General features: G+C 30.9%; 15 protein-coding genes. 7 read left to right on the top strand and 8 right to left on the bottom strand.

From position 1 onward, the window contains the following. The 6 genes from CQA53_RS08460 to acpS form a co-directional block, all read left to right on the top strand. Nucleotides 1–426, top strand: a 426-nt coding sequence (locus CQA53_RS08460) for a flagellar basal body-associated FliL family protein (protein WP_115543571.1), incomplete at its 5' end; no start/stop codon positions are given. 57 nt (nt 427–483) lie between these two features. Then, nucleotides 484–1,113, top strand: coding sequence for a flagellar basal body-associated FliL family protein (locus tag CQA53_RS08455; RefSeq protein WP_245945805.1), 630 nt, complete (start codon nt 484–486; stop codon nt 1,111–1,113). 57 nt (nt 1,114–1,170) lie between these two features. Then, the gene (locus CQA53_RS08450) at nt 1,171–1,563 is read left to right on the top strand and encodes a hypothetical protein (protein WP_147290017.1); all 393 of its coding nucleotides are present in this window, start codon (nt 1,171–1,173) and stop codon (nt 1,561–1,563) included. Between the two features lie 72 nt (nt 1,564–1,635). Further along, nucleotides 1,636–2,043 carry a flagellar basal body-associated FliL family protein gene (locus CQA53_RS08445; RefSeq protein WP_115543569.1) on the top strand — a complete coding sequence of 136 codons (408 nt, stop codon included), beginning with the start codon at nt 1,636–1,638 and terminating at the stop codon, nt 2,041–2,043. 10 nt (nt 2,044–2,053) lie between these two features. Beyond that, nucleotides 2,054–2,491 carry a flagellar basal body-associated FliL family protein gene (locus tag CQA53_RS08440; RefSeq protein WP_115543568.1) on the top strand — a complete coding sequence of 146 codons (438 nt, stop codon included), beginning with the start codon at nt 2,054–2,056 and terminating at the stop codon, nt 2,489–2,491. A gap of 11 nt (nt 2,492–2,502) precedes the next feature. Then, on the top strand, nt 2,503–3,096 hold the full coding sequence (gene acpS / locus CQA53_RS08435; RefSeq protein WP_115543567.1) for a holo-ACP synthase: 594 nt from the start codon (nt 2,503–2,505) through the stop codon (nt 3,094–3,096). A gap of 109 nt (nt 3,097–3,205) precedes the next feature. Here acpS and traF read toward each other — a convergent pair whose 3' ends face one another. The 8 genes from traF to CQA53_RS08395 form a co-directional block, all read right to left on the bottom strand. Then, nucleotides 3,206–4,834 (bottom strand): conjugal transfer protein TraF, encoded by a 1,629-nt coding sequence (gene traF, locus CQA53_RS08430; protein ID WP_115543566.1) that lies wholly within the window; start codon nt 4,832–4,834, stop codon nt 3,206–3,208. A 289-nt stretch (nt 4,835–5,123) separates the two neighbouring features. Beyond that, nucleotides 5,124–6,491: a flagellar hook assembly protein FlgD gene (gene flgD / locus CQA53_RS13750; RefSeq protein ID WP_407918849.1), complete on the bottom strand. Its 1,368-nt coding sequence runs from the start codon at nt 6,489–6,491 to the stop codon at nt 5,124–5,126. Nucleotides 6,492–6,652: 161 nt separating this feature from the next. Next, nucleotides 6,653–7,090, bottom strand: a complete 438-nt coding sequence (locus CQA53_RS08420; RefSeq protein WP_115543565.1) for a tRNA (adenosine(37)-N6)-threonylcarbamoyltransferase complex ATPase subunit type 1 TsaE — start codon at nt 7,088–7,090, stop codon at nt 6,653–6,655. Between the two features lie 216 nt (nt 7,091–7,306). Continuing rightward, the gene (locus CQA53_RS08415; RefSeq protein ID WP_115543572.1) at nt 7,307–8,272 is read right to left on the bottom strand and encodes a KpsF/GutQ family sugar-phosphate isomerase; all 966 of its coding nucleotides are present in this window, start codon (nt 8,270–8,272) and stop codon (nt 7,307–7,309) included. 299 nt (nt 8,273–8,571) lie between these two features. After that, nucleotides 8,572–8,826, bottom strand: a complete 255-nt coding sequence (gene rpsR, locus CQA53_RS08410; protein WP_115543564.1) for a 30S ribosomal protein S18 — start codon at nt 8,824–8,826, stop codon at nt 8,572–8,574. 32 nt (nt 8,827–8,858) lie between these two features. Then, complete coding sequence (locus CQA53_RS08405; protein ID WP_115543563.1) at nt 8,859–9,365, bottom strand: single-stranded DNA-binding protein; 507 nt, start codon at nt 9,363–9,365, stop codon at nt 8,859–8,861. Nucleotides 9,366–9,429: 64 nt separating this feature from the next. Next, the gene (rpsF, locus tag CQA53_RS08400; protein WP_115543562.1) at nt 9,430–9,912 is read right to left on the bottom strand and encodes a 30S ribosomal protein S6; all 483 of its coding nucleotides are present in this window, start codon (nt 9,910–9,912) and stop codon (nt 9,430–9,432) included. Between the two features lie 105 nt (nt 9,913–10,017). Then, nucleotides 10,018–11,004, bottom strand: a complete 987-nt coding sequence (locus CQA53_RS08395; RefSeq protein WP_115543561.1) for a DNA polymerase III subunit delta — start codon at nt 11,002–11,004, stop codon at nt 10,018–10,020. Between the two features lie 220 nt (nt 11,005–11,224). Here CQA53_RS08395 and CQA53_RS08390 point away from each other — a divergent pair, with 220 nt between their 5' ends. Continuing rightward, the gene (locus tag CQA53_RS08390; protein ID WP_115543560.1) at nt 11,225–11,992 is read left to right on the top strand and encodes an AzlC family ABC transporter permease; all 768 of its coding nucleotides are present in this window, start codon (nt 11,225–11,227) and stop codon (nt 11,990–11,992) included. Nucleotides 11,993–12,138: the final 146 nt, after the last annotated feature.

The following is a 12,138-nucleotide window of genomic DNA, read 5'->3' as shown; positions in this document are numbered from 1 at the left end:
GAAGAGAATTCTGATGGGGGGGGTAGCAATGCTCCATCTGTGCAAGTAGCGAATCTTAGCCCAGAGCAACAAGCTTTATTGCAAAATGAAGCATATAAGAATCCTGCTGCAATCCAGCCAATAGAAAAAGATTTTGTAATTAATTTAAAGTCCCCAAATCCAGACAATATGCGTGAAGGCGGTTTTGTTAAATTTAAAGCTACATTGCTTCTAGGTGATAAAAATACCGTAAAAGAAATTGATGCAAAAGTTGATGTAGTCCGCAGTGTTATTACTGATGCTACAAGTGCTTTTACAGGAGTAGAATTGCAAAGTGCACAAGGTAGACAAAAACTTGCAAATAGCATAGTGTCAAGTTTAAATTCTGTTTTAACAGATGGCAAAGTAGCTGCAATTGTATTTCCAGATTTTGTTTTACAACCTTAAGAAATAGGAGATAGTATTTTGTATAGTTGCAATGCTTTTTTAAGAACCTTATCATTTTTGAGTATTATATTTCTCTTGGCTCATGTCCTACATGCTAAAAGCATAGAATATGTTTTTAAGAATGAATTTGGTACAAAACTTAAACCAAGCACAGAAAGTTTTGATAAAGACTCTGAAATTATAGGTGGTTATGCAAAATACAGAATCTCTGTCGCTGTTGGAACACAAAATGAAATGGATTTAATTAATGATAAAAAAGAGGAAGAGAATTCTGATGGGGGGGGTAGCAATGCTCCATCTGTGCAAGTAGCGAATCTTAGCCCAGAGCAACAAGCTTTATTGCAAAATGAAGCATATAAGAATCCTGCTGCAATCCAGCCAATAGAAAAAGATTTTGTAATTAATTTAAAGTCCCCAAATCCAGACAATATGCGTGAAGGCGGTTTTGTTAAATTTAAAGCTACATTGCTTCTAGGTGATAAAAATACCGTAAAAGAAATTGATGCAAAAGTTGATGTAGTCCGCAGTGTTATTACTGATGCTACAAGTGCTTTTACAGGAGTAGAATTGCAAAGTGCACAAGGTAGACAAAAACTTGCAAATAGCATAGTGTCAAGTTTAAATTCTGTTTTAACAGATGGCAAAGTAGCTGCAATTGTATTTCCAGATTTTGTTTTACAACCTTAAGAAATAGGAGATAGTATTTTGTATAGTTGCAATGCTTTTTTAAGAACCTTATCATTTTTGAGTATTATATTTCTCTTGGCTCATGTCCTACATGCTAAAAGCATAGAATATGTTTTTAAGAATGAATTTGGTACAAAACTTAAACCAAGCACAGAAAGTTTTGATAAAGACTCTGAAATTATAGGTGGTTATGCAAAATACAGAATCTCTGTCGCTGTTGGAACACAAAATGAAATGGATTTAATTAATGATAAAAAAGAGGAAATTATTCCTATAATAGAATCTCTTGTTAAAGAATGTAATGGGATGGAGTTACAGGCTACGAGAGAAAGGCAACTTTTAGCAGATAAAATAACAAAAAAAATCAATGCATATCTCAATCAAAAAATTATCAAGGCTACGCATATTACCAACATGGTAATAGCACCAGATATAGTTTTTAAACCATAATCAATGTAAGGACCATTTGTTTAAAAAAATTATAATTGATTCAAATATTTACCCCATTCGAAAGGAATTAAGATGAAAAAATTGTTTATTACTTTGCTTTGTGTCATAGCATATATATATGCTGATGAAGCTAATCCATATTATGGTGTTTATCAAGCAAAAGTCTCAATGCCAATAGAGAAAGAGTTTATAGCAAATCTTAAGCCTCAAAATCCCGATAATCCACGCACAGGTGGTTATGCCAAGTTTAAAGTAACATTGCTTTTTAATGACAAAAGTGCATTAAAAGAATTGGAAGTAAAAATGGATATTGTCCGATCCATCATCAATGATGTGGTTTCTGGTTTTATGGCAAATGATTTACAAAGTGCACAAGGTAGAGCGAAATTTGCAATGACAGCAACGACAAGCATTAATGCAATCCTTACTAGTAGTTCAATTGATGGTATAGCATTTCCGGACTTTGTTATACAGCCTTAGGGTCTGACTCATGAAATATCATAGATTTTATACAGTTCTTTTATTCATATGTTGTAGTTTTATGGGATATGCACAAGAATACCCTAAGAATAAAATTACTAACAAAACAAATAATTTATTAGATACAACAACATTTGAATTTACCACAAAAGATTTTGATGTTCCTCTACAATCAGATTCTAAAGATACTCAAATGAGATTAAAATTTACTCCTATTTTAGTATACGGTAACAAAACGATGCGAGAAAAAATTACTAAAAATGCCGCAGAACTTCATGTTGTTATTGCACACACAACAAACTCCTTTCAAGCAAAAGAATTAGAAACAAGTGGTGGAAAAGTAAAATTAGCACAGAGTCTTGTCCGAAGCATTAATGCTTTCCTGCAAACAGATATAATTTCTGCGATTACTTTTTCTAAATTTATGCTTTATAGCAAAAAATTATAAATATTTTCTCTATGAATTTTGAAATTGGCACAGATATTGTCTCTATTGCAAGGATAGAAAAAGCTGTAGAAAAACATGGGCTAAATTTTTTACAACGATTCTTATTGCCCAGTGAAATTCTCCTTGCTTGTAAAAATACTGATTATTTATTGAATCTATTTTTGGAATCAAAATCGGAACAAGAAAATAAACAAGATATAAAAAAAAATCAAAAAATTATACAACTAAATAATATAATCTGTTTGCCTACACATAAAGCAATTAATACTGAAAATCTCTTATTTTCAGAAAAAGATAAACAAAGATATAGTAAATGTAGCGATATGTTATTTTCTTTTTTGCACACAAACTTTGATAAAATGTATTTTATGCTTCCAACTTTAGCAGGATTTTGGAGTATCAAAGAATCTTGTAGCAAAGCCTTAGGTGTAGGTATAGGAGAATCTCTATCATTTCACGATATGTGTATTTTTAAAGATTCTAAAGGAAAACCACACCTTGCACTTCACGAAAGAATGCTGAAAACATGGAATCTTAAAAAAGCCTCAATCAGTATAACACACGACAATGGCATGGCATTCTCTGTATGTGTTATTATATTTTAATATATAACAATCCTATTTTTAATAGATATAAGATTATGTATCCTGCCTACAAAAGTAAGACAGAGATATATTTCTCCGTAATAGAAAAATAAAGAAATTCGATTGGATCTTACCAACTAAATGATCCACCAATTCTTACACTTGCATATTTTGGTGCAGTAAATCCAAAATAATCAACCCATTTTGTTCCAACCTCGGTAGCTATATCAATGAAGCCTAAAATATTGATACCAGCTGTCAAAATAACCCCATTATCTTGCTTTAAATCATAAGCAAGACCAGCCCGTAAATCAATGTGCTTAAAATCAATCTTTGCACCACCACCTATCATTTGAGAAAGTTTTGCACCGTAACTATAATTTAACATACGATTAGGAGCTAAATCAGCATCAAATGCAAGAGAAAATATCTTGCCATTATATGCAATACCCATTCTATATTGAGGATCAATAACAACATTCGGTGAGTTATTAAATCTAAATGTTGGTGAATTAATATTTTTTACCACCACACCAAGTGCAAATTGATTTGTTTCATTAATATTATACCCATAATATGCACCTAAATCAAAACCAAAGGTAGTATAAATTTGCGTGTTTGAACCAAAATTCATATCAAAACTAAGATTGGAACTAAGATATGTTTCATGGAAAATACTGATACCATTCATGAGTTTAAAAGCTGCACCTAAACTAATATTAGAATTACCAACCTTAAAGTTATATGCATAACCAATCGGAATCTCTGTAAGAGCAAACACCGAACTTACAATTCTATGTGAATTTCCATTATTAATTGAAGCAAGAAGTGAAAAATTGTCATAATCGGTCCGTGTAGATTGTTTAATTGTATAACCACCATCAGAAACTTCCAATTCATAATATGAATTGTCGCTTCCAAAAATAAGCCGCATTTTTGAATCATCACCAACAAGAGAAACTCCTGCCTGTGTGCTATTAAAAATACCAATTGCTACTGCACCAAATTTCTCATCAATAGTTTTATTAGAAAATTGAAACACAAAACCATTTTGACTTCTGACATTCATATTATTATTTTTTAATACCTGAAAAAGTGTATCAAGATTCTGCATGGCTTCATCTAAAACAATATTGCTCCCTTTCTTAATTGATAAATTTGTAATATTGCTACCTGCAATATCTAACTTTTCCCAATCAATGGAATCAGCCATACCATTGAACATATCTTTGTCTCCTTGAGACATATTAGAGTTATTAATAGAGCTTTGCAATGCTGAGGCTAATTCAGAATAGTCTGTGCTACCATTTTGCTGATTTTGATAATCCTTCCACAATGTTTCTAAATTAGTGTTTCCTGTTGAGCCAGTTACATTTTGCAATGCATTTGTTAAAGCTCCCGTAATAGAATCTGGACTACTTCCTCCAATACTATTACCACCAAGAGAACCACCAACATTCGCGAGAACTTTCATTGTTTCATCAAAATTAATATTTGTGAGTTTATCTAAATTTGACTGCTCCATACCTGCACTTACACTATAACCAATGCGAGTTTTTTGTTCCGAGGCAATAAGTGCTGGATTGTAATATAGACCAAATGGACTTTTTAAGGCAACTCCCGCTCCACCCATAGAAGCAGATACATTCCCCATTACTCCAAACTCCATTGCATTAGTGGAATTAGTCAAAACAGCAGATAAAATAATACATGGTAAAACTTTCAATAAATTTTTTTTTGTTAAATACCTTGCATTCATGAGAAACCTCCACATGTTCATTTAAACATTGCCAACTATCAAGCGAACTTGATATGATTCTAGCATAAATTACATAACTCTATGTATAAAAGTAAAGAATCTCCATAAAAAATTATAATTATTTAGCAATTTTAGATAATTATATAATGCAGAATTATATATATTTTTTTCAATGTAATATCTAATGCTCCAAAATTACTGAAAAATCATAACGATAGAGTAAAAATGAGATATACAACCACATCGATTAAGTAATTTAAGAAAAGTTAAATATTCTCACTCTGTATTCTTAATTCACAGAAATATTAACATCTCTACCATTCTCATTTGTTATACCTTGTGCAAATGCTGAAGTAAAAGGATTTTGTTCAGCGTCAAAATCTTGTGTATTTTGCATAATTTGGGTCATATCCAAATCTTTTTGTGAATTAGAGTCTCCCACAATATTTTGCTCTGTTGCTGCAATTGGTTTTACATTTTTATTATTTTCCTGAGCTTGCAATAGGGATTCTAAGCTATCCTTTTTAAACTTTGCCTCATCACTTTTTTTATCAAGTTGATTCAGCTGATCTTGTTCAAGCTGCTTACCTTTCTCTGCACTATCAAGCATTTTTTCATATTTCTTCATTTCAGTTGCTTTTGCTAATCTCTCACTCTCTTGTGCTTCAGCTTTTAAAGTATCCTCATCTTTTTCAGCCTCTACTTGTGCTGCAAGTTTTGCTTCTCTATCTTGAAGAATCTTTTCATATTTATCGCCCAATGATTCTGTTTGGAAATCTTCTCCATAAGCATTCATAGCACGATTTGCTTCCGCTTTTATAGATTCTACTGATTTATGTCCACTCTCTCCGCGTGGATAAAACTCGAGGGCACTTTGCACAGGCACAATATTATCACCCAAACGCATCAACGGCACACCTTTATCATAAATAATACTTTGCACCTCACCTCTTCCAATGCGTGTTTCATCATACTGATTTGTTTCAGGATTCAAATTATAATGTGCTCGCACTTGATAACTTGCTGGCTCTACAATATTTCCTTTTAAATCTTTTCCATCCCACTGGAAATCAATATAACCCTGCTGCCCATTCTTATCATTAAGAGAAATTGTGCGTACAATTTCATTATTTGGACTCAATATTTCAATTACAGGATTACCCCTACTGACATCAATCTTATTGTCAAAATAAAGACTAAAACGATTTTCTCCACTACCACTAACATTTAACCCCATAATATCGGTTTCTGCTATTTTCCCAATCATAGACACGGCATTGAGTGTATTTGCACGTGCTCCCTGCGTTGTTGCATTAGTATTTTCCTCCATACCCATATTGAGAATCTCAAGAGATTTCTTCATTTCTTTTTGAAATTCTTGTAAAGACTTATTGGTATCTTGAGATGCCTTCATTGCCTCAGCAACCTCTTTCATTGTTTTTTTATTTTCTTCTTGCATTTCTACTTGAGTTAATTGTGCAGTTTGCGTGATGATTTTATCCGTCTCCATAGGCGAAGTTGGATCTTGATTTTTGAGTTGCTCCAAAAAAAGCTTCATAAACGCATCTTTGTCAAGCCCATTTGCAATTTGGGTAGTTTCTTTTTTCTTTTCTCTTGAAGCTGTTGAACCTGTAACTTCACCTAAATCTATCGCCATGCTTTATCCTTAAAAAATCTTTTCCTTAAATTATATTGTAAATAAGCATTTTATGTTCCATATTAAGCAAATGATTAATCACTATAAATCTCAGACCCCCCCCTACTCTCTTAACAATAATCAACGATTCTTATAATCTTATTATTTTTTATTTCATTAAGTTAAACAAAAAAATCATATATCCTTGCATTATTATCTTGAGTGTTCGTAATTTGTATAAGAACTACAAAAAATCCTAGATTCTGTAATTTTTCTAAAAGAAAAAAATCACCCCATTCAACAAAATGTATCCCATCAAGTATAAGAGATTCTAAAAGTTTTGTTTTTGCATGAATGTCGTTTTTTAAATATAAATCATAATGAAAAATTTTCTTTTCATATTCATGAATAAATGCAAAACTAGGAGAGCTACTTTCTGTGATACCTTTTGTTTTTACATATTCGTTTACCAAATAAGTTTTTCCTCCACCAACTTCTGCGTTCAATAAAAAAATATGTGTAGGTTCTGTATATGAATTTGGTAATCTTAATATATCAATATAATGTATGACTTCTGAGATTGTTGTCTTCTTGCATTCTAATCTTATAAGACTTCTCATAAAATCCCTTTTTAAATAATTTTAAAATCTCCACTCTTAATTTAATAACTCCATAAACTTTTAAAAATCCAAATATTACTATTATTATAAAAAGAGAAAAAAATTATAATCTTAAACCATTAATATGAAAATCAAAGTAACCACAATATCACAATCTAAATAAGTATGAAATTTACAATCTCTTTAAATCTAGAAAAACTATTTATTATATATTTATTAAAAACCCGCCTGAATCAAAGTATGCAAATGAATCACTCCTTCTAAAACCCCATTTTCTCTTACAATAGGAATTATCTGTATTTTTAAATCTTTCATAATTCTTAGTGCTTCAAATGCAAGCATTTCCCTATCGTGAATTATTCTTGGAGATTCTGTAGCATATTGAAATGCTTTTGCTTCAAGACTAAAACTTTTATCACACATTGCACGACGCAAATCGCCATCACTCAAGATACCTAGAAGTCTATTACCTGAATCCACAAAAAAAGCATTGCCAAGTCGTCCTTCGCTCATCACAACAATAGCTTCACGCAAATTCATAGAGATATCAAGAATAGGAATATTATCTATTTGCATAATGTCTCTGACTTTTACGAAAAGCTCTCGCCCCAAACTTCCTCCTGGGTGAAAAAGTGCAAAATCATTTCTTGTAAATTCTCGAGCTTTCATTAAACAAATTGCCAATGCATCACCTAAAGCAAGCGTAAGTGTAGTTGAAGTCGTAGGTGCAGTTCCAATTGGACAAGCCTCTTTCTCAATTACCAAAGGAATAAAATAATCACCTAATTGAGATATTTTAGAATGTTTTGATTTTGAAAAAGTAATAATCTGGATACCCATTCGTCTTACATGTGGCAGAATCTGAGATAATTCCAAACTCTCACCACTATAACTAACAGCCAAAACACAATCATCTATACTTAATGCACCTAAATCACCGTGCATCGCTTCTGTTGGGTGAAGAAAAAAACTTGGTGTCCCAGTACTTGAAAATGTTGCGGAAATCTTTTGTGCCACAAGTCCGCTCTTCCCTACACCCATTAAGACAAGTTTTCCCTTTAACTCTAAGATAAGATGTATAATATCATTTAAATCGCTCAAATCGCCACTATAATGCAATAACGCTTCTGCTTCCTCTTTCAAAGAATTTAAGAAAATTGAGCAAAAATCATAAGTTTTCATAGTAGCCTCTCTCTGAATCATAAATATCTTATCTTAAAGTTATAATCTCATTAACAACCCAACAGAATCTCTTATATATCCAAATAAGGTTTGATATTACTTAAAAAATAGAAACAAAATTCATAATAGAGCTTAATAATTAAGTTTTGTAAGCTTCCCATATTACAACATCGGACAAAAAATTAATTAAGAATCTAGATTTTATATAATATTGCACTAAAATATAAGCTCAATCCAAATTCCATAAAAATTTCTATAAATTAGAAAAATCAGTATTCTAAAAATTGCAAAATGTGATATTACAGCTTAAATGGATTTTCAATAACTTTCTTTGTATCAATGATATAAGGTATAAGAGCCATATGTCTTGCACGTTTAATTGCTACTTCAACTCTTTCTTGCCATTTTTTTGAATTACCTGTCAATCTTCTTGGCATAATCTTATATCGTTCAGAGAGAGAATGTTTCAAAAGTTCAATCTCTTTATAATCAATATAATCAATCTTTGCCTCTGTATACTTACAATATCTTTTAGAGTATTTTCTTCGTTCCATATTTTTCCTTTTTGTGTAAAATTGAATCGCCATTAAAATGGTATTTCATCTTGATTTATATCAATCTCTGGTGGTTCTTGATAACTATTTCTCTGGTTATTGTAACCTGTACTATTTTGTGAGTAATTATTTTGGTTATAGGAAGTTTGACTGGCATTATAGTTTCCATAGCCTTGAGAATTGCTCATATCTTGATGGCTGTAATCACCCTGAGATCGAGAATCTAGCATTTGTAAACCTTCAGCAATAATAGTGTGCTTACTTCGCTTGTTTCCCTGCTGATCACTCCAAGTTTCGTAGTTTAATCTCCCTTCAATGAGAACTTTTGAACCTTTCTTAAGATACTGATTTGCAATTTCTGCAGTTCTCCCAAATAAAGTAACATCAACAAAACAAGTATCATCGATTTGTGTTCCATCTTGTCTCTTATATTTACGATTGGAAGCCAATCCTATCGTGGCAAGTGCTACACCTGTATTCAGATGTCGCAACTCAACATCTCGTGTAAGATTTCCAACCATAATTACTTTATTAAACATACTCTACCTTTAACACATAAAAATAACCTAATAAACACCATCAAAAAAACCACAAAGTTTAATCTCATTGAGGTTGATTAACTTCTTGTATTTCTGTATCGGACTTAGAAAAATTTGCTTTTTCTTCTTTTTCCCGATGGATTTGTTGTTCTTTTCTTATGTTCCTTTCTCTATGAGAATCATCATCTTTTTTCAATGTTCTTGGTTTCTCTTTTTTATTTGCTCTAGCAATCAAATTTTTCCAAGCATTTTGATCTTTTTTACTTTCATATTTAATAACAATAAAACGTAAAATCTCTTCATTTATTCCATACAAACGCTCAAGTTCTGCAATAAGTTTTGGTTCTGCAGTAAAATAAATCACATAATAATAACCACGACGATTTTTTTTAATCTCATAGGCTAGATTCCTCATGCCCATATCCAAACAAGTCTCAATATGACCACCATTTTTTGTAATGACTTCTTTAAAAAAGTCAATTTTTGCCTTTACCTCCTCTTCAACAAGAGTAGGTCTCACAATAAACATCGTCTCATAATGACGCATACTTTCTCCTTATGGTTCAAGCCCCAGATAGCAAGTTTGTAATAATTTTAATATATAATATTACAAAACTAAACACTGGAGCAAGGTTTAAAAGCGGTAATTATATCATAAAATTTGCTGAATTTCAATTAAAAATTGCAAACTTACATCTTTTCCTTGAAATTGTTGAATACGCCATTGATTGCAAATATCAAATAATGCAAGATAAGTTTGTGTCTTAATTTTTAAACTACGTCTACTCCATACATTAAAAATATGTTGTGGGGGCTTATATCCTAAGGCTTCTTTTGAATCCAAATTTCCATACATCTTGGAATGTCCATATAATTTAAATAAAATATAAAAATATTTATGAATTTCACGCAAAAGTGCCATATTATCCATACCTTCTTCATTGAGTGTTTGTATAATTTCAATTAAATGACCTTTTTTATCAAAAAGAGAATCAAACAAAGATTCCATCTTCATATTACCTAAACTATAACTCAACTCATCAATCAATTGCAATGTAATATTCGGAAAATAAATAAATTTTGAGAGTTCGTTGTATGCAATTGCCAAATCATTATTTTGAATATTCAATAAATATTCCAACAAATGGGAATCTATTTGTAGTTCTAATTCAAGAGATCTTTTTCTTAATATTTTTAGCATTTCATCTTGGGAGAGATGAAAACATCGCATTTCTATAATATCTTGTAGTTTTGCACTGGGTTTAAATAAAGCACTCATTATTCTAAATTTCTTAGCATAATCAGCATCATTCATACTTGGAGATTTATAGAATTGAACAATTAAAAAACTTTTTGGATTATGTTCAAGTGTAAAAAATAAATCCTGTATTTGTTTTTTATCCAATACAGTGTAAAGTTTTAATACAAGCACATTCAAATCTCCAAATAAACTATTTACACCCAAATAATTTAACGCCTCTTGATGATTGTAATCAAAATAAATTGTTTGATATACACCACCAATCTTCGTAGTAATAAGATCGGAATAATAAGTTATCAAGAACTCATTCTCACCATAAAGTAATATTGCGCGCGGGATAGAATGTGCAAGAAATTTATCGAATAATACTTTTGTCATACAACCTTCTTCCAACTATAATAATATATTAATTTGATTTCACAAAAAGATTCCATAAAGGTCAAACTGCAAAAATTATACTTGAGAATTTGTGTATTTTACCTTAATAAAAAGATTTTATAAAAACAATTTTGCATATTTATTTGCTGAAAATAAATAATTCATATTCTTTTACTCTGTTTTGTTGCTATAATTATCCAAAAATATAAGGAACATTCCAATGGATTCTCACAAGAATGCCATTTTTAAAGAAGCTTTTTCCTATACAACACCAATTATACTTACTTATATTTTAATGGGTGGTGTATTTGGTGTAATGATGGCAAATGCCGGACATAGTGCTTGGATTAGCCTCTTAATGTCGATTATTATCTATGCTGGTGCAATGCAATTTGTTGCTGTAAGTCTCCTTTTACTTGACATATCTTTATTTAATGTTGCTGCAATTTCTCTAAGCATTAATGCACGACAATTTTTTTATGCTATTGCCAGCCTTAGACGATATAGAATTGGTGGTTGGAAAAAATGGTATCTTGTTTTTAGTGTTACAGATGAGACATTTGCAATTCTTAATCTAAGAGAACAAAAGTTAAAACAACAATCTAGTCAAGATTTTCACACATATCAATCAAATCAAAATAGCATCATAATGCAACAATTAGAATCATCCAATCAACAAGTTATGTTTCTTATTTCATTATTAAATCAAATTTATTGGATTATTGGTTGCGTAGGAGGCACTTTACTTGGAAGCTCTCTTAGCTTTATCCATCATATACAAGGACTAGAATTTATTGTAATCGCAACTTTTAGTGTATTACTTTATGAAAATCTAAAATATAAAGAAAACTGGATTCCAATATGTATTGGAATATTTTGCACTCTTTTATGCTTTTTTGTTGATAGAGAACATTTTCTTTCCTATGCACTTGTGCTTATAGTTTGTATCCTTTGTGTTACACAAAAATACATTCACAAATCCGAATAATTTAGGTAAAATTTTATAACATCGCATCTAACCAATATAAACTATCATAAAGCTAAAGCCTTATTTCAGACACTTAATGAAGAACATTTTATAAAAAACTATATTCCAAAGAAAAGCAAACACTTTCTATGATTTCTATAAAATTC

This window comes from Helicobacter didelphidarum, assembly GCF_003364195.1.
Classification (GTDB): domain Bacteria; phylum Campylobacterota; class Campylobacteria; order Campylobacterales; family Helicobacteraceae; genus Helicobacter_A; species Helicobacter_A didelphidarum.
Note: the sequence above shows the minus strand (reverse complement) of the source record. Positions and strands in the feature narration are given on the sequence as shown.

What these genes read in the sequence shown, in the direction of transcription:
- CQA53_RS08445 (WP_115543569.1), top strand. Translation starts at nt 1,636, where the DNA reads ATGAAAAAATTGTTTATTACTTTGCTTTGTGTCATAGCATATATATAT.
- CQA53_RS08440 (WP_115543568.1), top strand. Translation starts at nt 2,054, where the DNA reads ATGAAATATCATAGATTTTATACAGTTCTTTTATTCATATGTTGTAGT.
- acpS (WP_115543567.1), top strand. Translation starts at nt 2,503, where the DNA reads ATGAATTTTGAAATTGGCACAGATATTGTCTCTATTGCAAGGATAGAA.
- traF (WP_115543566.1), bottom strand. Translation starts at nt 4,834, where the DNA reads ATGAATGCAAGGTATTTAACAAAAAAAAATTTATTGAAAGTTTTACCA.
- flgD (WP_407918849.1), bottom strand. Translation starts at nt 6,491, where the DNA reads ATGGCGATAGATTTAGGTGAAGTTACAGGTTCAACAGCTTCAAGAGAA.
- CQA53_RS08420 (WP_115543565.1), bottom strand. Translation starts at nt 7,090, where the DNA reads ATGAGAAGTCTTATAAGATTAGAATGCAAGAAGACAACAATCTCAGAA.
- CQA53_RS08415 (WP_115543572.1), bottom strand. Translation starts at nt 8,272, where the DNA reads ATGAAAACTTATGATTTTTGCTCAATTTTCTTAAATTCTTTGAAAGAG.
- rpsR (WP_115543564.1), bottom strand. Translation starts at nt 8,826, where the DNA reads ATGGAACGAAGAAAATACTCTAAAAGATATTGTAAGTATACAGAGGCA.
- CQA53_RS08405 (WP_115543563.1), bottom strand. Translation starts at nt 9,365, where the DNA reads ATGTTTAATAAAGTAATTATGGTTGGAAATCTTACACGAGATGTTGAG.
- rpsF (WP_115543562.1), bottom strand. Translation starts at nt 9,912, where the DNA reads ATGCGTCATTATGAGACGATGTTTATTGTGAGACCTACTCTTGTTGAA.
- CQA53_RS08395 (WP_115543561.1), bottom strand. Translation starts at nt 11,004, where the DNA reads ATGACAAAAGTATTATTCGATAAATTTCTTGCACATTCTATCCCGCGC.
- CQA53_RS08390 (WP_115543560.1), top strand. Translation starts at nt 11,225, where the DNA reads ATGGATTCTCACAAGAATGCCATTTTTAAAGAAGCTTTTTCCTATACA.